The sequence below is a fragment of the Neoaquamicrobium sediminum genome (assembly GCF_013240295.1).
In the GTDB taxonomy this organism is placed as follows: Bacteria; Pseudomonadota; Alphaproteobacteria; order Rhizobiales; family Rhizobiaceae; genus Aerobium; species Aerobium sediminum.
Genome location: NZ_JABETK010000001.1, coordinates 1,221,869 through 1,242,857, shown reverse-complemented (window position 1 = coordinate 1,242,857; position 20,989 = coordinate 1,221,869). Strand labels below are relative to the sequence as shown.

The window sequence follows — 20,989 nt, the reverse complement described above, 5'->3', positions numbered from 1 at the left end:
GCCGAAATTGTCATTCGAGAATGCTATCAATGTAAGCATTGCTAGCATTGCAGTCAAATTGCCCTACCCGAGCTGCACCGCGATCCAGATCAACGTCGCCGCGATGATCCATAGTGCTATCCGCCCGGATCGCGTCCGCCGAGCCTCGGCGCGTCCGATCTTGTCGGCCGTTTCGTCGTCGAAACGAAGTCCGTTTTCGGCCATCGCGTCGATCTCGCGCGACAACCGCTCGGTGCGCGCAGCAAGGTCGGGTGCCTGGCGGGCCAGCGAAACCAGCGCGCCGACGCCGTCGCGGGCGTCTTCGAGCATGCCGCGCGGCCCGAGATTGGCCCGGATCCAGTCGCCCACCACCGGCTCCGACGTCTTCCACATGTTGAAGGCGGGGTCGAGCGTGCGCGCCACGCCCTCCACCACCACCATGGTCTTCTGCAGCAGTACCAGCTCGGTCCGGGTCTGCATGTCGAATAGCTCGGTCACCTCGAACAGCAGGGTCAGCAGCCGCGCCATGGAGATGGTTTCGGCCGGCTGCCCGTGGATCGGTTCGCCGATGGCGCGGATCGCCTGCGCGAAGGCGTGCACGTCGTGGGTGCGCGGCACGTAGCCGGCCTCGAAATGCACCTCGGCGACGCGCAGATAATCGCGCGTGATGAAGCCGTAGAGGATTTCGGCGAGGAACCGACGTTCCTTCTTTCCGAGCCGCCCGGCAATGCCGAGGTCGACGGCGACGATGGTCCCGTCCGCTTCCACGAACAGGTTGCCGGGGTGCATGTCGGCATGGAAGAACCCGTCGCGAAGCGTGTGGCGCAGGAACGACTGGATCAGCGATGCCGCCAGCGCCTTGAGGGTGTGCCCGCGGCGCGCAGGCCATCGATGTCGTTCATCTTGACGCCGTCGATCCACTCCATGGTGACGACATCGCGCCCGGTGCGCTCCCAGTCCACCCAAGGCACGCGGAAGCCCGGGTCGTCGCGCGTGTTCTCGCCCAGCTCGGACAATGCGGCCGCTTCGAGCCGCAGATCCATTTCGATCTTGGTCGTCTGCGCAAGCGTCTGCGTCACCTCGACGGGCTTCAGCCTGCGCGAGGAAGGCATGAAGCGCTCCTGCATCCGCGCGGCGATGAAATAGCTCTCCAGGTCGTTGAAGAAGCGCCGGCGCACCCCGGCCGGATCACCTTCACCGCGACTTTCGTCTCGCTGCCATCCCGCAGAACGGCTGCCGGATGCACCTGCGCGATCGATGCGGCGGCGATTGGCGCGTCGAAGTGACGGTAGAGTTCAGTGATCGGCCGGCCCAGCGATTCCTCGATCTCGGCGACAGCTTCCGCGGTCGGGAAGGTCTTCATCCGGTCCTGGAGATTGGCAAGGTCCGTCGCCACATCGGCACCGACGACGTCCGGGCGCGTCGCCAGGAACTGGCCGAGCTTCACGTAGGAGGGGCCCAGCCGATCGACGGCAAGCGACATCCTCTGGCTGCGCTCGCGGTTCTTCACCTTGCGCCGCGCAAGCAGTTTCGCCGTGCGCCATGCCATTCGGGGCGCGCCGGTGAGCTGGTCGCCTGGCAGGGCTGCGAACACGCCTTCGCGCGCGAGAATCCAGCCGGCGCGAACGAGCCGGAAATAGGCGCCCAAAGTGCTCATACGGCCGCCTGCTTCAAAGCTTCCAGCCCGAATGAAGCGCCGCAATGCCGCCCGAATAATCGCGCCAGGTCACGCGGTCGAAGCCTGCTTTCCGGATCATCGCCGCGAAATTCTCCTGGTTGGGGAACTTGGCGATCGATTCGACCAGATAGCGATAGGGTTCGCCCTCGCCGGCCACCATTTCGCCGATGCGCGGAATGGCGTTGAAGGACCATGCCTCATAGGCCTTGTCCAGAAGCGGCATCTGCACCTCGGAGAATTCGAGACAGAGAAGACGCCCCCCGGCTTCAGAACGCGAAACGCTTCGGCAAGCGCAACATCGATGCGCGGCACGTTGCGGATGCCAAACGCGATCGTATAGGCGTCGAAAGTCCGGTCGTCGAAGGGCAATTCCTCGGCATTCGCCTCGACGAAATCGATATGCTGGGCGATGCCGCGCTGCTCTGCCCGGTCGCGGCCAACTGCCAGCATCGACCCGTTGATGTCCAGCACCGTGGCGTGAGCATTGCGCTGTGAAGCCTCGATGATGCGGAAAGCGATGTCGCCGGTGCCGCCTGCAACGTCCAGCACACGCCAGCCGGGCCGCCTTGGTGGGTTCAGCCAGGCCACCATCGCATCCTTCCAGAGACGGTGCAGACCGCCCGACATCAGGTCGTTCATCAGGTCGTAGCGGTTGGCAACCTTGTGGAACACGTCGTTGACGAGCTCCTGCTTCTCGCCAGCGCCGACCTCGCGAAAGCCGTAGGCCGTCTCCATGCCGCCCGTGGCGGTCGTGCGCTGTTCCGACATATGCTCACCTGTTCGAATTTTGGCCGGACCATAGCCGATCGCGGAACGGGGCGCTATTGTCGAAGCCGCGATGAACGGCCGCGCCTCGCAGCGGCGAGACGAGGAGAAAGCGATGGCGCTGAAGGCCGAACTGCACTGCCATGTGGAAGGCGCCGCCGCGCCCGACCTGGTGATCGAACAGGCACGCAAATACGACAAGCCGGTCGAGCCTTTCATCCGTGACGGATCTTTCGTCTGGCACGACTTCACGTCCTTTCTCGCCGCCTACGATTTCGCTGCCGACCTGTTCCGCACGGAAGAGGACTACGCCAAGCTCACCGAGCACTACCTGACCGGCCTGGCGCGCGACGGCGCGATCTATTCCGAGGTCTTCACCTCGCCCGACCACGCCACCAAGGCCGGTCTTTCGCCGAAGGCGTATACCGATGCGCTCGGCGAAGGCATGATGCGCGCCAAGGCCAAGACCGGCATCGAAGGCCGCATGATCGTCACGGGCGTGCGGCATTTCGGGGTCGAATCGGTCGAGGCCGCGGCCCGCTTTGCGGCCAAATGCGGCCATCCGCTGGTCACGGGCTACGGCATGGCGGGCGACGAGCGCTTCGGCGAGGTCGAGGATTACGTCCGCGCCTTCGAGATCGCGCGCGAGGCAGGCCTCGGCATCACCGTCCATGCCGGCGAGCTGGCGGGCTGGGAAAGCGTGCAGGCCGCGCTCGACCATCTGCGACCGTCACGTATCGGCCACGGCGTTCGCGCGATTGAAAACCCGGATCTCGTCAGGCGCATCGCCGCCGAAGGCATCGTGCTCGAGGTCTGTCCGGTCTCGAACATCGAACTGAAGGTCTTCCCGTCCTTTGCCGAGCACCCGTTCCCCGCGCTGCGCAAGGCAGGCTGCAAGGTCACGCTGAACTCCGACGATCCACCCTATTTCTGGACGTCGCTGAAGCGCGAATACGAGGTCGCGGCCGAGCATTTCGGTCTTTCCGGCAAGGATTTGAACCAGATCACGCGCGCCGCGATCGAGGCCGCTTTCGTCGACCGCAAGACGCGGGCCGCGTTGCTGGCAAGGCTCGATGCGCCCGCATCGCGTCACTGACAAATTTGTGGTTGTCGAAACGCGCACGGTATCTCCTTTGCCGCGCAGTCGTTAATATCGCCGGCAATCAACGGATTTCGGAGAGCAAGGCACATGAATGGCGTAACCGTGGTCGATCACCCGCTTGTCCAGCACAAGCTCACCATCATGCGCGACAAGGAAACCTCGACGGCCAGCTTTCGCCGCCTGCTGCGCGAGATTTCGCTGCTCTTATGCTACGAGGTCACGCGCGAGCTGGACCTGACCACACGCACCATCGAGACACCGCTGATGCCGATGGAAGCGCCGACGCTCGAGGGCAAGAAGCTTGTGTTCGCTTCGGTGCTGCGTGCCGGCAACGGCCTGCTCGACGGCATGCTCGACCTGGTGCCGGCCGCCCGCGTCGCCCATATCGGCCTCTACCGCGATCACGACACGCTGGAAGCCGTGGAATATTTCTTCAAGGCGCCGGGCGACCTTGAGGATCGCCTCGTCATCGTGGTGGACCCGATGCTCGCGACGGCGAATTCGGCCATCGCGGCCGTCGACAAGCTCAAACAGCGCGGCGCGACCAATCTGCGCTTCCTCTGCCTGCTGGCCGCGCCCGAGGGCATCGAGCGCTTCACCTCGGCCCACCCCGACGTGCCCGTCTTCACAGCCTCGATCGACGAGAAGCTCAACGAAAAGGGCTACATCGTGCCGGGCCTCGGCGATGCCGGAGACAGGATGTACGGCACCAAATAAGTGCCCGACGGTCCTCTAAGCGACCACCCGGCTCACTGACTTTGCTTCGCCGTGCGCGGCCGGATCGTAGACGACCATGCGATTGCGGCCCTGTTGCTTGGCCGCATAGAGTGCGTGGTCTGCCTTGCTGGCGGCACTTTCGAGCGTGTCCGAGACGCTGACGAGATGCGCACCGATGGATGTCGTGACGCGCAGCTTCGGGCCGCCGGCGATATCGATTGGGCGCGCGCGGATCGTATTGAGTATCTTGTCGCCGATGGCTGCCAGCGAGCGCATGTCGCAGGCCTTGAGGATCACCACGAACTCGTCGCCGCCCCAGCGGGCACACAGATCCTGTTCGCGGGTCACTTCAAGCAGCCGCTGCGCGACCTCGGCGATGACGACATCGCCGACCACATGGCCATGGCCGTCATTGACGGACTTGAAGTGGTCGATATCGAGGATCAGCAGGCCTGGGCGCGGCGCATTGATGGTCATGCGCCTTTCTTCCTGCGCGAAAGCTTCCACGAAGCCGCGCCGGTTCAGTACGCCGCTGAGCTGGTCGACATAGGCGATCCGCTCTAGCTGCTCCGTGCGCTGGCGAACGGCGGCTTCCAGCATGGCCCGGTCGGTTCCGACTGTCCGCGCCATCACGTTCAGGGTCCGTGCCAGCCGTGCGATCTCGTCCGAGCCCTTTTCGTCGGCGGCCTGTGAAAAGTCGCCAGCCTCGATGCGTCGCACGACGGTTTCGGTGCGCGCCAGCCGGTCAAGCACGCTGCGCTTGAAGAGGTAGGTGACCAGCCCGGCTGCAACGAGCATCACCAGCCCGATCAGGCAGGCTATGGGGCCGAAAAGGCGCCGATCTATGATCGTGCCGACGTCCATCAGCGTGACGTTGTACCAGCCGAGCTCACGGAGGTGGCCGACACCGACGAGCATGTCCGTGCCGTTCACCTTCAGGAAGCGTGCCTGCGCCTTGCCGTCACCTTGCTCAGCCACCGCGTCCATCATGGCCGCGAACGTTGCGCGGTCGCCTTCCGTATCGAGGAAACGGAAGAACGTCTTCTTGTCGCTGTCGTCCTTGGTCAGGCTGCGGAAATCGATCAGGCTGGCGTCCCGGCTGGCCTGCACCGCGCCCGACCGGTCCACGAACATGCTCTCCACGCCGGGCTGGTCGCTCTCGACGACCTCGCGCAGGAAGGTGGTCAGGTCGATGCCTGTGCCGACGACGCCGAGCACGTCGCCATCCTCCTCGATGACGCAATTCATCCACACCTTGGTGACTGCCAGCACGACGTCGTGGTTGACGTTGAGATGGCAGCCGGGGCCGGCGGCGAGCGTCTTGTAGTACCAATCGTCGCTTGGATTGGCCGGGGACACCGCGTAGCGTAGCTGGTCGCCGGTGTAGGTGCCGTCCTGGTCGTTGAAATAGTAGTTGCCGGACGAGCCGACGATGAAGAAGTAGCTGCGGTCGATGAACGTTCGCCGGAAATGCTCCAGCTCGGCAATCCCGCGCGCCTTGCTGTCGTCACCGAACTCGTTGCGAGCCCAGTCGATGATCGTCGGCGAGCGCATCAGCGTCTCGGCCAGCGCTACCTCGCGCCGCAGCGCCTCAAGGCCGCGATAGCGGTCGTAGAGGATCTGCCGCTCGGCAAAAAGCGTGCCCAGCGTGACGACCGTCCGGTCGACGATCCATGTGAAGGCAAGAGCGGCCGGAATCGCGACCGTGACGAACGCCGCCAGCGTCAGGACAAGCACGCGCAGGCGCAGACTGGCCGCGAATTTTTGCTTCAGCGACGTCAGAATACTGGCTGCCATGAATACCCCGGTCCCGCAGCTTGGGCGAACAGCCCAAGCCTTTCCCCTGCCTGAAGGACGGTATGTATCCGAACTTTAGTTAAAAGACAGCCATCGCGGTGCAGCCGCCGACAGGCTTTGCGAAGGCAGCCTATTGACGGAACGTCGGCGCGGGCGCAGAGCGTCGAAATGCGCTGGCTTTCTACGGGCCGCGTTTCCTTTCCGTTTGCCCGGAGGCGTCGTGACCTACTCAGGACTGTTTCAACTCGGCGCGTCGACCGTGATCTTCGTGCTGGCAGCCAGCGCCGCCAAAGGCTGGACGATAACCCCCACCCACTGGCGGCTTGCTCTCGTCCTTGCGCTTTATACGGCGGGCAACCTGATCATGCTGCGCCTGATCCGCGAGTTCGGCATGGGTGTGGCTCTCAGCCTCTCCGCCGTCATTCAGCTTGTCGCGGTCAACCTCGTCGCTTTCCTGTGGTTCGGCGAGAAGGTGAACGCGCTTCAGGGACTGGGCATTCTGGCGGCCATCGCGGCAATAGGCCTGATCACCGTCGGACCCTACCTTTCCGCACGCTGATTGCTGCCCGCGCGCCGGCTAGTCGCCGCGATAGATCAGCCAGTTTTTGGCGAAGTTGTTGGCAGATAGCGCCGAGAAACGCGTGACGCGGTTACGCCCTGCGGACTTGGAAGCATAGAGTGCGCGGTCGGCCTTCACATAAAGGTCGTCCGGCCCTTGGGCCTGCGTGGCCATGCAGATGCCGAGCGAAATCGTGATCGGGCCGTAATTGGTGCCCTTCGCAACGTTCACGAACGGCGCTTCCATCACGGCCTGCCGGATTTCTTCGGCCACCCGCGCGGTGGCTTCCTCTCCTGAGCCTTCGAGGATAACGGCAAATTCCTCTCCGCCCGTCCTGGCGACGAATGTACGCTCCTTGACCGTGGAGCGCATGATGCTGGCGACGATCTGGATGATGCGGTCGCCGACCGGATGCCCGAAGCGATCGTTGACCGACTTGAAGCTGTCGATGTCCGCGAGGATCAGCGCGCCGAAGGCGATGCCGCGATTGCTGTCGTAGATGCCTGCGATTGCCTGGTCGAAGGCTCGCCTGTTCTGCAACTGGGTCAGCGCATCCGTTTCCGCAAGGCGCCTGTATTCCTCGAGCTTGGATTTGACCTCCCGCAGCTCCTCCGACTTGTTGGTGATGGAGGAGACGATATGGCTGCGGTTCTCGATAGACGCGCGCGTGGCCGTCGCGGTGACCCCGACGATTTTCTCCAGAAATTCGCGTGTAATGGCCTGTCTGTTTCCGAGACCGTTCGACGTTTCGCCCAGGATCTTGCTGTAGGTCTCCATCGAAGACCGCTCCTTTTTGAGGAGCGTGATGATCTCGTCCAGCTTGGTCGTGATCGAATCGCGTGCTTCGTCGGCGTCGCCTTCATTCGGGCGTGACAGGAACCGACGCGCGATCTCGTCGAGCTGCTTCTGTGTCGGGCGTGCGCCGAGCGCCGAAAGCGCATCGGACAGCTCCTTGTTCCCGGCGGTCACGGCTTCGTAGAACAGTTCGTAATTGCGCGGCAGCGGCACGACCCCGAGCTGGCGCATCGTCAAAACGACGGTTGCCGCGGCATCGGGGCGATTGCCTGCCCCCTCGGCGCGGCGTGGCTCCGGCTCGTCCGGCGCCTGTGTCGTTGGCCTACCTGTCCCCAAACCCGTCCCTCGCCATGCACGCGTAAATGGCCGCGCAGGCCACCCTGCGGACCGTTGCGCTATCCGCACCCACATTTGAATCAAGCTAACCCTACGTCATTAAGCGTAGGTTAAGTTCAGTAGTCCCCAGCGCCCGACCTTCGCTTCCATTAGCATGCCGTGACGTAATCACAATACACCAACAACATTCCGTGAAGCGGAACACATGCCACCGCCGCGCCTTAAGTATGGAGCCAGTTGCCACGTCCGTGAAATCGAGAGGGACCACATATGCACCGCTATCTGTTTCACACGCTGGTTGCATCGCTGACCGTTGCAGGCGTGTCATCTCAAGCCTATGCGGTCGAGGAAACCTTCGAGACCGAAACCGGCGCGATCCAGGTCTCGACAATTGCCTCGGGCCTCAGCCACCCATGGGCAATTGCTTTCCTGCCGGGGATGGTGGCATGCTCGTCACCGAGCGCCCCGGGAATCTTCGCCGTGTAGCCAGCGACGGATCCGTTTCGGAACCCGTCGAAGGGGTGCCGGAGGTCGATGCGCGGGGACAGGGCGGCCTTCTGGATGTTGCGCTCGACCCGCAGTTTCAGGAAAACCGGCTTGTCTATCTCAGCTTCGCCGAGGCGGGCGAGGGCGGCAACGGTACGGCGGTTGCGCGCGGTCGTCTGAATGAAGACTTGTCGGCGCTCGAAGATGTCGAGATCATCTTCAGTCAGCAGCCCAAGGTGCAGAGCCGGGCGCATTTCGGATCGCGGCTGGTTTTCGACGGCGAGGGCCATCTCTACGTCACGCTCGGCGAGCGTTCGCAGGCGCAGTTTCGCGGACAGGCGCAGGATCTGGACTCCCACCTCGGCAAGATCGTGCGCATCAATCCCGACGGCAGCGTGCCCGACGACAATCCATTTGTAGGCCAGGACGACACGTTGCCCGAAATCTGGGCCTATGGCGTACGCAACGTGCAGGCCGCAGCCCTCCATCCCGAAACCGGGCTCTTGTGGGAGATCGAGCATGGTCCGCGCGGAGGCGATGAACTCAACATCATCGAGCCGGGAGCGAATTACGGCTGGCCGCTGGTCACGCTCGGCGTCGAATATAGTGGCGGCACCATCGGCGAGGGACTGGAAACCGCGGAGGGCATGGTCGACGCCATCTACACATGGACCCCGGTCATCGCGCCTTCGGGCATGATGTTCTACGGCGGTGATGCATTTGAGGAATGGCAGGGCGACCTTTTCGTCGGCGGCCTTGCCTCGACGGCGCTCGTGCGGCTGGAACTCGATGGCGACAGCGTCACCCACGAGGAACGACTGCTCGAGCCGCTCGGTCTGCGCATCCGCGACGTTGCCGAAGGGCCGGACGGCGCGATTTACGTGGCGACAGACGAGCAGAACGGCGGCATCCTGCGCATCGCGCCTGCCGACTGAGCAGGCCTTCATCGAGAGGGTTCGGCAGCCGGGACGAAATTCCGGGTCACACTTCTGGCGGCTATCTCGTCATGTCAGTGAAAGGAAACTGACATGACACGAACCCTGCTTTTTGTTCTGGCCGCCTATCACGGCATGAACGGGGCTGTGATGCTCGCAGCGCCCGAAACCTGGTATTCTGTTGTTCCCGATGTCGAGCACACGGGGCCGATTAACGTCCATTTCATTCGCGATATAGGTCTCGGCTTCCTGGCGTCGGCGATGGCGCTGGTGCTTGTAGCGCGCGGCCACCGGAGCGCGCTGCTTCCGGCATTGGTCTTTCTTGGAGGCCACGCTGCACTGCATGTTGTCGAAATGATCGCCCACGGCACGACGGCGACCGCTGCCGTGAGAGACCTGACGACCATAGTGTTGCCGGCCCTGCTGCCGTTGGTCGCCTTGAAGTCGGCACCCACGATACCGAACGGGGAGCGTGCATGATGCTCGCCACAATCCTGAAGGCCGCATTCGATCGATTCGGCCGGCGTTACGACTACGACGCCAGTTACCTCGAAGACGTGGCCGAACTGGACCCCGCCGGCGGGGTCAAGCTGGGGCTGGTCTCGCTCTTTACCAGCCACACCTTCGGGGCACCGCGAGATGCCTACTACGCGGCCAAGATTACGGCGGTGCGTCACGCCGATTGCGGTTCGTGCCTGCGGCTCGCCGTTGCGATGGCGCTGGAGGCGGGCGTCGAACGAGGCAATGTCGTCGCGCTGCTGGCCGGGCCCGCCGATGCCGTTCCCGAACCGATGCGGTTCGCAAGCCGATACGCCGAGGCGCTTATAGGCAACCATCCCGACCACATGGAGCTGGTCGAGGAGTGCCGCGCGCGCTGGGGCGAGGAAGGACTTGCCGGACTTGCGGCTGCCACTGTATCCGGCATGTTCTACCCACTGTTGAAGCGCGGGCTGGGCCACGGGAATGCCTGCGAGCCGGTCCTTGCCGCGCTCAAGGCTCAAAGCGAAGGGGTGGCGGCAGATGGCTGAAGGTGAGGAACGTCGTCTCGAGGCCTATCTCGCCCATCGGCAGCGACTGCTGCGCCTTGCCTACAGGCATCTCGGGTCGGTAGGCGAGGCCGAAGACGTTGTGCAGGATGCATGGATCCGTTTCCAGGCCTCGCCCGAGCCCCTTGATGCCGGGCGGTTTCTGTCGCGGATCGTGACCAATCTGTGCCTCGATCGGTTGAAGTCCGCGCGCGCGAGGCGCGAAACCTATGTCGGCCCCTGGTTGCCGGAGCCGCTCATCGAGAAAGCCGGCATCGTTGATCCTGAAGTCGGCGAGACGGCGCTGGACATTTCATTCGGCGTCATGCGCGCCCTCGAGCGCCTGTCGCCTTTGGAGCGGGCGGTGCTGTTCCTGCACGACCTGTTCGAGATGCCGTTCCACGAGATTGCCGACACGCTCCAGCGCTCCCCGCGGCGTGCCGCAAGATGGCGACAAGGGCAAGGTCGGCGCTGACTGCGTCCGGGCAGAGATTCCGGCCCAGCGCAGGCGATGTCGACCGGTTCCAGCAGAGCTTCATGCAGACATTAGCCAGTGGCGACCTGGAGCCCTTCAAGCGCCTGCTCGCGGATGAGGTCGAGTTCGTATCCGACGGGGGCGGCAAGGTCACCGCTGCGCTGCAGGTCGTCAGGGGTGCCGATAAGGTCGCCCGTCTTCTTTATGGTCTGGCACAGAAGCAGCTCGAACATCGTGTGGCCAGTTCCGAACTGGCGCGCATCAACGACCTGCCGGGTCTGGTGATCGCGCTGGACGGACAACTCGACCAGACGATGAGCCTGGAGCTCGACGAAAACGGCCTGATCGCGGGGATATACGTGGTGCGCAATCCCGACAAACTTGCCCATATTCGGTTTCAGCCCGAGGCGGATTTGGGCTCGGTTGCTTCCCCGTATCTGCCGGTAGCGATTCGACTGGCTGAACGCCGGTATCGCCCGCCGGCGCTTCGCCCCACACGACCTGCTTGTAGTCGAACCCATAGACCAGTGTCGGCTTGACGATCTGGAAATAGGGGAGAGGTCGAAGTCGCGCGGCGTATAAAGCGAGTGGTGGCGGATATGCATGATTTCCGCCCGCGAGAAACTGGACTGGGCCGACGCCCTGCCCGGCGCCCGGGTGATTTCAGGAAGGATCGGATAGCCGATCTCGCCATAGGCCTCCGCGATCATCGACGAGCAGATCGCTCGCGTCGGGTCGCCCGATCCGAAGGCCAGCATGCGTCTGCGCCAGCGCACCGGTACCGGCGGCGTCGGCAGGAAATAGCGCAGCATGTCGAGGATGTTCTTGGTGTCGTATTTCAGGCCCAGCCGCGAGGTCATGAACTCGACGACATGTTTGCGGTCTTCCGGCGTCAGCCCCAGCGCCCGGCAGATGCGGGTGTTGTAGGTCTGGTATTTCGACAGCGGCACGGCAACGCAGCCTTCGCCCAGATTGACCTCGATGAGGCGCGGCCGCTCCGAGCCGTCCTCCGGTTCGTCCAGTGCATCGCCGACGTAAAGTGCCGCGTGCGACCAGGTCGACTGCGTCAGATATTTGATCGCGGCCGATATCTTCTGGTTGCCCTCGATCAGCAGGATGTCGCCGGGCTGCAATGTGCGCCGCAGCGTTTCGGGGTCTGAAGGCGTGTAGGGTTCGTAGCCGGAGGATTCCGTCTGCAACCGGCGCGCCAGAAAGCGGCCGAGGCGGTCGAGGAGCGTGTCGGTTTGCTGGGTCATCCTGTGCCGGGTAGCGTTCGTCGAAAGCGCGCGGCACGCTATCAAGTCGGGCTCCGAAGCGCAAAGGCCGAAGACGCAGTTGGCGCATTGCCGCCGAGCGACCTTGATAAGCTGCGCCGTCTCGTCTATATCAACGTCAAATTCTTGGTCGGTATGGCGAAGAGTGGGTCCACCCGGTCCCGCTCTTTTTTGTTAACCGGCGTCTGGAGACGAAATGGCAGAATCTGCTTCCGGCGATGATCGCATCATTCGCGAGACTGGCGTCGACGCGCGAGTCGCGTCGATCATCATGCCTGTGCTCGACACGATCGGTTTTCGGCTGGTGCGCGTGCGCCTCTCCGGCCAGAACGGCCTGACGCTGCAGATCATGGCCGAGCGCAAGGACGGCACGATGGATGTCGAAGGTTGCGAGGAAGTCAGCCGCGCCATTTCGCCGGTGCTCGATGTGGAAGATCCCATCGACAAGGCGTATCATCTTGAAGTGTCCTCGCCTGGTATCGACAGGCCGCTGGTGCGCAAGTCCGATTTCGAGGCGGCTCTTGGCCATCTGATCAAGATGGAAACGGCGGTCATGGTTGCCGAGCGCAAGCGTTTTCGCGGCAAAATCGCGTCGACCGACGGCGAGGCTGTCACGATCGAGCGCGATCAGGCGAGCTACGGCGACGAGCCGGTGGTGACCGTGCCCTGGGACGCGATTGCCGAGGCAAGGCTGATCCTGACCGACGACCTCATCGACGAGGCGTTGAAGAAGGACAAGCAGGCCCGCCAGCAGGCCAAGAAGAAAAGCGGCGCGGAAGAAGACGACGCTGCCGAACACGAGCCCGATAACGACAACTGAGACGAGCATCCGGCAGGTGCCGGTGGAAATGCCCGAGGAGACTAACATGGCAGTCAGTGCAAACAGGCTGGAACTTCTGCAGATCGCCGATGCGGTCGCGCGCGAAAAGTCGATCGACAAGCAGATCGTGATCGCGGCGATGGCCGATGCGATCCAGAAGGCGGCGCGCTCGCGCTATGGTCAGGAAACCAACATCCGCGCCGACATCAACCCCAACACCGGCGAGATGAAGCTGCAGCGGCTTCTCGAGGTGGTCGAGGAAGTCGAGGAATCGGCGCGCGAGCTTTCGCTGGCCGATGCCCGCACCCGCAACCCCGATGCCCAGGTCGGCGACTTCATCGCCGAGCAGCTCCCGCCGATGGATTTCGGCCGCATTGCAGCCCAGTCTGCCAAGCAGGTCATCGTGCAGAAGGTGCGCGAGGCCGAGCGCGACCGCCAGTACGATGAATACAAGGATCGTATCGGCGAGATCGTCAACGGCTCCGTCAAGCGCGTTGAATACGGCAACGTCGTGGTCGACCTTGGCCGCGGCGAGGCGATCATCCGTCGCGACGAGCTGATCCCCCGCGAGAACTTCAAGTATGGCGACCGCGTTCGCGCCTATGTCTATGACGTGCGCCGCGAGCAGCGCGGGCCGCAGATTTTCCTGTCGCGCACTCACCCGCAGTTCATGGCGAAGCTGTTCACCATGGAAGTGCCGGAGATTTACGACGGCATCATCGAGATCAAGTCGGTGGCCCGTGATCCGGGCTCGCGCGCCAAGATCGCCGTCATCTCGCGTGAGTCATCGATCGATCCCGTCGGCGCCTGCGTCGGTATGCGCGGTTCGCGCGTGCAGGCCGTCGTCGGCGAGCTGGGCGGCGAAAAGATCGACATCATTCCGTGGTCGCAGGATGCGGCTGCCTTCATCGTCAACGCGCTCCAGCCTGCCGAAGTGGCCAAGGTCGTGCTCGACGAGGAGGCCGAGCGCATCGAGGTTGTGGTGCCGGACGACCAGCTCTCGCTGGCGATCGGCCGTCGCGGCCAGAACGTGCGCCTCGCTTCGCAGCTCACCGGCTGGGATATCGATATCCTGACCGAGCAGGAGGAAAGCGAGCGTCGCCAGAAGGAATTCGTCGAACGCTCCTCGCTGTTCATGGATGCGCTCAACGTCGACGAGATGGTCGGCCAGGTGCTGGCGTCCGAAGGTTTCACCTCGGTCGAGGAAGTCGCCTATGTCGAGTCGGACGAGATTTCCTCGATCGACGGCTTCGATGAAGGCACGGCTGAAGAGATCCAGATGCGCGCCCGCGAATACCTCGAGAAGATCGAGGCCGAGCACGACGCCAAGCGCCGTGAACTGGGCGTCGAGGACGAGCTGCGTGAGATTCCGGGCGTCACCACCGCCATGATGGTCACCCTTGGCGAGGATGGCGTGAAGACGATCGAGGATTTTGCCGGCTACGCGATCGACGATCTGGTCGGCTGGAAAGAGCGCAAGGATGGCGAGACGAAGTTCTATCCTGGCGTGCTCGCGGACTTCGGCGTCAGCCGTGCCGATGCTGAGCAGATGGTTGTCGCCGCCCGTCTGAAGATGGGCTGGATCAGCGAAGAAGACCTGGTCGAAGAGGCCGAGGAAACCGCCGAAGAGGAAGAAGCGACCGGAGCATGATGATGCGTCCGGCCGGGAGAGCCCTTGAACGAGATGAACGAACGCACATGTATAGTGACGCGCCGGGCGGGCGAGCCGGATGGCTTGCTGCGCTTCGTCGTGGCTCCGGACATGTCCGTCGTTCCCGATCTCAAGAGGCAGCTCCCGGGTCGTGGATGCTGGGTTAGCGCGGAACGCATTCACGTCGAGGAAGCGGCCCGCAAGAACCTCTTCTCCCGGGCGTTCAAGGCCAAGGTGACGCCGCCCGATGATCTGGGCGGTATGGTTGACATGCTGATGGCGCGTGCGGCGCTTGGCTCTCTCGGACTTGCCCGCAAGGCCGGACAGTTGGTCATGGGTGCGGCCAAGGTCGATAGTGCGATCCGCTCCGGCAAGGCCGCGCTGGTTCTGCATGCCCTGGAGGCCTCTCCAGATGGTGTGCGCAAGCTCGACCAGGCCCGCCGTGCGGTCGTGTGGCAGGAAGGCCCGTCCATCCCCGCCTACAAACTCTTTTCGGAGGCCGAATTGGGTTTGGCATTGGGGGTACAAATGTGATACATGCAGCCGTGCTCGCTGGTGATACGGGCAAGGCGGTGCTTAAGCGCATGGTGGCGCTTGACCGATACAGGGGCGGTTCCCCCGAAGACCGGATGATGCTTGCGGCAACCGGCGATCATGATGACGCCGCAGAGGATATGGAATGAGTGATACCAAAGACGACAAGACGCTGAGCGTAAACCCGAAGAAGACGCTGACGCTGAAGCGCCCCGGCATGGAGCAGGGCACGGTGCGTCAGAACTTCTCGCACGGGCGGACGAAGGCTGTCGTCGTCGAGACCAAGAAGCGCAAGTTTTCCTTGCCTGGCGAGAAGCAGGAAGCGCCGCAGCCCGCGGTGACGCTGAAGCCGCGCGCGCCGCAGCCCGAGGCGCCGCAGCCGCCGGCGCCGCCGCGTCCGGCCGTTCCTGCGCCGGCGCCGTCGTCGCGTTCGGGCATGGTGCTGAACGAGCTCTCCACCGAGGAGATGGACGCGCGCCGTCGTGCGCTGCAGGATTCCAAGGTGCGCGAGGTTGAGGAACGCAAGCGCGCGGCCGAGGATGCCGCGCGTCGCGCCGAGGAAGAAGAGCGCCGCCGCCACGAGCGCGAGGAATCCGCGCGCCGTCAGGCGGAAGAGGAAGCCCGTCTCCAGGCCGAGGCAGAAGCCCGTCGTCGTTCGGAAGAAGAAGCGCGCCGCCGCGCCCCTGCCGCTGAAACGCGGGCCGTCGAGGACGAGGAAGAGGCCAAGCCGCGTGGTGCCGCCGCCGTCAAGCGCGGCCCGGTCAAGCCGGAGGTTGCCACCCCGAAGCCCGTCAAGGCCAAGGGCGAGGAAGATCGCCGCCGTGGCAAGCTCACCCTGAATGCCGCGCTCGCCGGTGACGAGGCGCGCGGCCGTTCGCTGTCGTCGATGCGCCGCCGCCAGGAGAAGTTCAAGCGCGCCATGCACGGCGAGACGCGCGAGAAGATCATGCGCGAAGTGGTGCTGCCCGAGACGATCACGATCCAGGAACTCGCCAACCGCATGGCCGAGCGGGCGGTCGATATCGTCAAGTACTTCATGAAGCAGGGCCAGATGATGAAGCCCGGCGACGTGCTCGACGCCGACACGGCCGAACTGGTCGCTTCGGAATTCGGTCACACGGTGCGCCGCGTTGCCGAGTCCGACGTCGAGGAAGGCCTGTTCAATATCGAGGACAACGCCGAGGACCTGAAGTCGCGTTCGCCGGTCGTCACCATCATGGGTCACGTCGACCACGGCAAGACCTCGCTGCTCGACGCCATCCGCCACGCGAACGTCGTGGCTGGCGAGGCGGGCGGCATCACCCAGCACATCGGCGCTTATCAGGTCGAACAAGGCGGTCAGAAGATCACCTTCATCGATACGCCCGGTCACGCCGCGTTCACCGCGATGCGCGCCCGCGGCGCCCAGGCCACCGACATTGCGGTGCTGGTGGTTGCCGCTGACGACAGCGTGATGCCGCAGACGATCGAGTCCATCAATCACGCCAAGGCAGCAGGCGTGCCGATCATCGTTGCCATCAACAAGATCGACAAGCCGGAAGCCAACCCGCAGAAGGTTCGGACCGAACTTCTCCAGCACGAGGTGTTCGTCGAATCCATGGGTGGTGAGGTGCTCGACGTCGAGGTTTCGGCCACCAAGGGCACCAACCTCGACAAGTTGCTCGACGCGATCCTGCTCCAGGCCGAGATTCTCGACCTCAAGGCCAATCCGGACCGGACGGCCGAGGGCGTCGTCATCGAGGCGAAGCTGGACAAGGGGCGCGGCTCGGTTGCGACCGTGCTCGTTCAGGCCGGAACGCTCAAGCCGGGCGACATTCTCGTCGCCGGCAACGAGTGGGGCCGCGTGCGTGCGCTCGTCAACGACCATGGCGACCAGATCAAGGAAGCCGGTCCGTCGATGCCCGTCGAGGTGCTCGGTCTCCAGGGTCCGCCGCAGGCCGGCGACCGCTTCGCCGTCGTCGAGAACGAGGCGCGGGCGCGCGAGATTTCCGAATATCGTCAGCGGCTTGCCCGCGAGAAGGCGGTTGCCCGCCAGGCTGGACAGCGCGGCTCGCTCGAGCAGATGATGTCTCAGCTTCAGACGACCGGTCTCAAGGAGTTCACGCTTCTTATCAAGGGCGACGTGCAGGGCTCGATCGAGGCGATCGTCGCCGCGCTCGACAAGCTCGGGACCGACGAGGTGCGTGCCCGTGTCGTTCACTCGGGCGCCGGTGCCATCACCGAGAGCGACATCTCGCTGGCCGAAACCAGCGGGGCCGCGATCATCGGCTTCAACGTCCGTGCCAACAAGCAGGCGCGCGACGCGGCCGAGCAGGCCGGCATCGAGATCCGCTACTACAACATCATCTACGATCTGGTGGACGACATCAAAGCGGCCATGTCCGGCCTGCTGTCGCCTGAGCGCCGCGAGACCTTCCTCGGCAACGCCGAGATCCTCGAGGTGTTCAACATCACCAAGGTCGGCAAGGTGGCGGGCTGCCGCGTGACCGAAGGCAAGATGGAACGCGGTGCCGGCGTGCGCCTGATCCGCGACAACGTCGTCATCCACGAGGGTACGCTGAAGACGCTCAAGCGCTTCAAGGACGAAGTCTCGGAAGTGCCCGTCGGCCAGGAATGCGGCATGGCGTTCGCCAACTACGAGGACATCCGTCAGGGCGACGTCATCGAGGCCTATCGCGTCGAGATGGTCACGCGGACGCTCTAGCGCCCGGCAGCTACTTGCAAGTTCACTGACGCTGGCGGCGGGTTGTCCCGCCGCCGGCGCGTGTGCAACGGGCGTCCGGTTCCATCCCGGCCGCCGCGACACAGGAAACAGCCACCATGTCCCGCTTTTCCAGTTCAGGCCCATCCCAGCGCCAGCTTCGCGTGGGCGAGCAGGTGCGCCATGCTCTCTCCGACGTGCTCCAGCGCGGCGAGGTCCGCGACGATCTCATCGAATCCACCGTGATTTCGATCTCCGAGGTCAGCATGTCGCCCGACCTCAAGATCGCGACCGCGTTCGTCACGCCGCTGGGTGCTGCCGACGACCAGGCGGTCATCAAGGCGCTGGCGCGCAACGCCAAATTCATTCGCGGCCGCGTTTCGGGCGCTCTCAAGCAGATGAAATACATGCCGGAATTCCGCTTCCGGCTCGACACCAGCTACGACAACATGGCCCGCATAGACGAATTGCTGCGTTCTCCGGAAGTCGCGCGCGATCTCGATAACGACGGCAACGACGAGGAATAGCAATGGCGCGCCAACGCAAGAAGAAGGGCCGGCCGGTTTCTGGCTGGATGGTCCTGGACAAGCCGCTCGGCATGGGGTCGACCGAGGCCGTGTCCAAGATCAAGTGGCTCTACGGCGCCGACAAGGCCGGCCACGCCGGCACGCTCGACCCGCTTGCCTCTGGCATGCTGCCGATTGCGCTTGGAGAAGCGACCAAGACCGTTCCCTATGTACAGGACGGCGCCAAGGTCTACCGCTTCACGGTGAGCTGGGGCGAGGAACGCTCCACCGATGATCTCGAGGGCGAGGTAACAAGGTCCTCGCCGGAACGCCCTGATGAGCAGGCGATCCGCGCGCTCCTGCCGAAATATACCGGCGTGATAATGCAGATCCCGCCGCAGTTTTCAGCCATCAAGATAGCCGGCGAACGAGCCTACGATCTGGCGCGCGAAGGCGAAGCCGTCGACATCCCTGCCCGCGAGGTGGAAATCGGCCGTTTCGATCTGGTGGAGATGCGCGGCGCGGATGCGACGGTGTTCGAAATCGAGTGCGGCAAGGGTACTTATGTGCGTTCGCTGGCGCGCGACATGGGGCGCGACCTGGGCTGCTACGGACATATCTCGGAGCTCCGCAGAACGGAGGTCGATCCGTTCACCGCGGATGAGCTGGTCACCATGGCCGAAATCGAGCAGGCAATCGCGTCGGTGCAGCCGACGGCGACCGAAGAGGATGACGCCCCACAGGCGCCGCGCCCCGGACCGGATCAGTGGAAGGCGCTCGATGCACTCCTGATGGACACCGGCGCGGCTCTCGACTGCCTGCCGCAGGTGGTGGTCAACGACGACACGGCCGCTCGTCTCAGGCTCGGCAACCCTGTCATCGTGCGCGGACGCGATGCACCCGCGCAGGCTGACGAGGCCTGCGCCTTCGCTCGGGGCAGGCTGGTGGCGATCGGCGCGATCGAGGCGGGCATGTTCAAGCCAAAACGGGTCTTCAGCCTCTGATTTCCTCTGGCGAAACCGCGCGCCAGCGGGCATTGTCTGTCCCATGCATTCCGTGGATGAATCTGGAAAATGAGCGATAGTACCAGTCAGGTGTCGCAAAAGACGCGGCCTGCTCACAATCCAGAGCTTGCCGAGGCTGGGGCGCCTGCGTCGTCGGCGGCCAGGTCGCGCAACCGCATAGGCCAGATTTCGGTTGGCGCGATCCTGTCGCTTTTGATGATCTGCGATCATCATCCCCGCGCTGATTTTCGCGGTGATGCTTCTCCAGCGCAACAACCAGGCCCAGCAGGAAATGGTCTCGACGCTTGCCGAGGCGACAGCCGGTTCAATCGCTGAAACCGTCGACCGGCAGCTCTCGGGCATGTTGACGACACTGCGCGTTCTGGCCACCTCGCGCTCGGCCGGCGCCGACAACCTGGCGGATTTTTATTATCGCGCAGACCGGGCGCTGGAAGGTTCGGACGCCTATCTCATCATCACCGACGAGAACCTTAACCAGCTTATGAATACGCGCGTCCCATTTGGTTCGCCTCTGGGAAAGATCTCGGATGTCGAAACCGCGCGCAAAGCGCTGGCAAGCGCCGAACCCGCGGTCTCGAGCGCATTCTTCGGGCAGATCGCCCAGCGCTGGGTCTTCAACGTAATCCTCCCGGTGCGTGTTGATAATGGGCAGGTGCGTCTGCTGATACTGACGCAGGACGCGGAGCGTCTTTCGGATCCTTGCAAGCCGAAACCTGCGCGGCGGCTGGAATGCGGTGCTGGTCGATGGCGAAGGCACAGTGCTCACCTCGTCATATATGAGCTCCGATATCGGAAAGCCCTTCTTTCTGGCCGAAGCGACCAGCAAGTCGGAAGCGGGCTCGACATTGCGCGATTCCGTGGAGCTCGAGGGCGAGTCTTACGAGACGATCCGGTCTTCCTCGTCGCGCAGCGATTGGGAGACTATCGTGTGGGCGCCCACCGCCGTGGTTCAGGCGCCGTTGGAACGCACCTTGCGGGTACTGGCGCTAGGCGGCCTCACCATCATCGCCCTTGGCGCACTGCTTGCCTGGGTGCTCGGACGTCAGATATCGAAGCCCATCCGCCGGCTTGCGCGCGATGCGCGTCGCTTGGGCGCGGGCGAAAGGGTCGAGCCGGCAGAGTATCCTGTTGCCGAGATTTCCACCGTGTCTCTGGCGTTGGCGCAAGCATCTGTAGATCGTCAGGCTGCCGAAAACGAGATTCGCTTCCTCATGCGGGAAGTCGCTCATCGGTCAAAGAACCAGCTCACCGTCGTATCGTCCATCGCAAAGCAGACGGCCCGTCATGCGCGCACCTTCGCGGCATTCCAGGATGCCTTTCAAAAGCGGGTGCATGGGCTGGCCCGTTCTACCGATCTGCTGATTGCCGGCGGCGCCGTCGGTGTCGAATTGCGTGAGCTGATCGAAGCGCAGATCGAACCTTTCCGGCCAAGCGACGGCGAGCGCCTGGAGATCAAGGGCACCGCGTTCCGGCTCTCGAACCAGGCGGCGCAGACGCTGGGTCTGGCACTGCATGAACTGGCCACGAACGCATCCAAATACGGGGCTTTCGCCACACCTTCCGGCCGGCTGACGATCCAGTGGAAGCGCAGCCAGGGGCAGCTCGATCTTCTCTGGCGCGAATTCGTGCCCCGTCTACGACGGCGCACAGTCACGCCCGGCTTCGGCACGGAGGTCATCGAGCGCATGCTCGGCGGAACGCTGGACGCGCAGATCGAGCGCGTCATTCACCCCAACGGGCTCGAATGCCGTTTCACGATACCGATCGCGCGGCTGGAACCCGAACGGGCAGATGCCGAGGGCGACGGGGACGAACCCTGACGGGCTTTG

At 63.9% G+C, this 20,989-nt stretch carries 17 protein-coding genes and 6 pseudogenes; 16 read left to right on the top strand and 7 right to left on the bottom strand.

Annotation, left to right across the window (positions count from 1 at the left end; translation table 11 throughout):
• Positions 1–63: 63 nt before the first annotated feature.
• A pseudogene (gene ubiB, locus HK436_RS05895) lies at positions 64–1,636 on the bottom strand (2-polyprenylphenol 6-hydroxylase).
• Positions 1,637–1,649: 13 nt separating this feature from the next.
• Positions 1,650–2,425: pseudogene (ubiE, locus tag HK436_RS05890) on the bottom strand (bifunctional demethylmenaquinone methyltransferase/2-methoxy-6-polyprenyl-1,4-benzoquinol methylase UbiE).
• Between the two features lie 112 nt (positions 2,426–2,537).
• Here ubiE and HK436_RS05885 point away from each other — a divergent pair.
• On the top strand, positions 2,538–3,518 hold the full coding sequence (locus HK436_RS05885; RefSeq protein ID WP_173188041.1) for an adenosine deaminase: 981 nt from the start codon (positions 2,538–2,540) through the stop codon (positions 3,516–3,518).
• Between the two features lie 93 nt (positions 3,519–3,611).
• Entirely contained in the window at positions 3,612–4,241 is a 630-nt protein-coding gene (gene upp, locus HK436_RS05880; protein ID WP_173188039.1) for a uracil phosphoribosyltransferase, read from the top strand.
• A 15-nt stretch (positions 4,242–4,256) separates the two neighbouring features.
• On the opposite strand, the gene HK436_RS05875 is transcribed toward upp, so the two are convergent.
• Positions 4,257–6,038, bottom strand: a complete 1,782-nt coding sequence (locus HK436_RS05875; RefSeq protein WP_173188037.1) for a sensor domain-containing diguanylate cyclase — start codon at positions 6,036–6,038, stop codon at positions 4,257–4,259.
• A gap of 220 nt (positions 6,039–6,258) precedes the next feature.
• Here HK436_RS05875 and HK436_RS05870 point away from each other — a divergent pair, with 220 nt between their 5' ends.
• The gene (locus HK436_RS05870; protein WP_173188035.1) at positions 6,259–6,597 is read left to right on the top strand and encodes a hypothetical protein; all 339 of its coding nucleotides are present in this window, start codon (positions 6,259–6,261) and stop codon (positions 6,595–6,597) included.
• 18 nt (positions 6,598–6,615) lie between these two features.
• On the opposite strand, the gene HK436_RS05865 is transcribed toward HK436_RS05870, so the two are convergent.
• On the bottom strand, positions 6,616–7,728 hold the full coding sequence (locus HK436_RS05865) for a GGDEF domain-containing protein (protein ID WP_244648562.1): 1,113 nt from the start codon (positions 7,726–7,728) through the stop codon (positions 6,616–6,618).
• A 270-nt stretch (positions 7,729–7,998) separates the two neighbouring features.
• Here HK436_RS05865 and HK436_RS31180 point away from each other — a divergent pair, with 270 nt between their 5' ends.
• The 5 genes from HK436_RS31180 to HK436_RS31175 all read left to right on the top strand — a co-directional run bounded on the left by HK436_RS31180 (position 7,999) and on the right by HK436_RS31175 (position 10,649).
• Entirely contained in the window at positions 7,999–8,214 is a 216-nt protein-coding gene (locus HK436_RS31180) for a hypothetical protein (protein ID WP_244648560.1), read from the top strand.
• Complete coding sequence (locus tag HK436_RS05860; protein WP_244648558.1) at positions 8,175–9,149, top strand: PQQ-dependent sugar dehydrogenase; 975 nt, start codon at positions 8,175–8,177, stop codon at positions 9,147–9,149. Before HK436_RS31180 ends, HK436_RS05860 begins: the two co-directional genes overlap by 40 nt.
• A gap of 93 nt (positions 9,150–9,242) precedes the next feature.
• Entirely contained in the window at positions 9,243–9,629 is a 387-nt protein-coding gene (locus tag HK436_RS05855; RefSeq protein ID WP_173188031.1) for a hypothetical protein, read from the top strand.
• On the top strand, positions 9,626–10,177 hold the full coding sequence (locus tag HK436_RS05850; protein WP_173188029.1) for a hypothetical protein: 552 nt from the start codon (positions 9,626–9,628) through the stop codon (positions 10,175–10,177). Before HK436_RS05855 ends, HK436_RS05850 begins: the two co-directional genes overlap by 4 nt.
• Positions 10,170–10,649 (top strand): sigma-70 family RNA polymerase sigma factor, encoded by a 480-nt coding sequence (locus HK436_RS31175; RefSeq protein WP_244648556.1) that lies wholly within the window; start codon positions 10,170–10,172, stop codon positions 10,647–10,649. The genes HK436_RS05850 and HK436_RS31175 overlap by 8 nt, the downstream gene beginning before the upstream one ends.
• Before the next feature lie 71 nt (positions 10,650–10,720).
• Here HK436_RS31175 and HK436_RS31170 read toward each other — a convergent pair whose 3' ends face one another.
• Positions 10,721–10,882 (bottom strand): hypothetical protein, encoded by a 162-nt coding sequence (locus HK436_RS31170; RefSeq protein ID WP_244648554.1) that lies wholly within the window; start codon positions 10,880–10,882, stop codon positions 10,721–10,723.
• A 241-nt stretch (positions 10,883–11,123) separates the two neighbouring features.
• Positions 11,124–11,905: pseudogene (locus tag HK436_RS05840) on the bottom strand (YiiX/YebB-like N1pC/P60 family cysteine hydrolase); the annotation flags it as partial.
• Between the two features lie 214 nt (positions 11,906–12,119).
• Here HK436_RS05840 and rimP point away from each other — a divergent pair.
• From rimP to truB (HK436_RS33405), 7 genes and pseudogenes are all read left to right on the top strand, one after another.
• Positions 12,120–12,743, top strand: a complete 624-nt coding sequence (gene rimP / locus HK436_RS05835) for a ribosome maturation factor RimP (RefSeq protein ID WP_173188027.1) — start codon at positions 12,120–12,122, stop codon at positions 12,741–12,743.
• A gap of 46 nt (positions 12,744–12,789) precedes the next feature.
• Positions 12,790–14,394 carry a transcription termination factor NusA gene (gene nusA / locus HK436_RS05830; protein ID WP_173188025.1) on the top strand — a complete coding sequence of 535 codons (1,605 nt, stop codon included), beginning with the start codon at positions 12,790–12,792 and terminating at the stop codon, positions 14,392–14,394.
• Positions 14,395–14,427: 33 nt separating this feature from the next.
• Positions 14,428–15,077 (top strand): annotated as a pseudogene (locus tag HK436_RS05825) (RNA-binding protein).
• Complete coding sequence (gene infB / locus HK436_RS05820; RefSeq protein ID WP_173188023.1) at positions 15,074–17,632, top strand: translation initiation factor IF-2; 2,559 nt, start codon at positions 15,074–15,076, stop codon at positions 17,630–17,632. The pseudogene HK436_RS05825 and the gene infB overlap by 4 nt, the downstream one beginning before the upstream one ends.
• Before the next feature lie 116 nt (positions 17,633–17,748).
• Positions 17,749–18,156, top strand: a complete 408-nt coding sequence (gene rbfA, locus HK436_RS05815; protein ID WP_173188021.1) for a 30S ribosome-binding factor RbfA — start codon at positions 17,749–17,751, stop codon at positions 18,154–18,156.
• Between the two features lie 2 nt (positions 18,157–18,158).
• Positions 18,159–18,887, top strand: a pseudogene (gene truB / locus HK436_RS05810) (tRNA pseudouridine(55) synthase TruB); the annotation flags it as partial.
• A gap of 18 nt (positions 18,888–18,905) precedes the next feature.
• A pseudogene (gene truB, locus HK436_RS33405) lies at positions 18,906–19,139 on the top strand (tRNA pseudouridine(55) synthase TruB); the annotation flags it as partial.
• 325 nt (positions 19,140–19,464) lie between these two features.
• Here the strand turns inward: truB (HK436_RS33405) and HK436_RS31165 are convergent.
• Complete coding sequence (locus HK436_RS31165; RefSeq protein WP_244648552.1) at positions 19,465–19,917, bottom strand: hypothetical protein; 453 nt, start codon at positions 19,915–19,917, stop codon at positions 19,465–19,467.
• Here HK436_RS31165 and HK436_RS05805 point away from each other — a divergent pair.
• On the top strand, positions 19,895–20,980 hold the full coding sequence (locus tag HK436_RS05805; protein ID WP_312860505.1) for a sensor histidine kinase: 1,086 nt from the start codon (positions 19,895–19,897) through the stop codon (positions 20,978–20,980). The genes HK436_RS31165 and HK436_RS05805 overlap by 23 nt on opposite strands.
• The last annotated feature ends 9 nt before the right edge of the window (positions 20,981–20,989 follow it).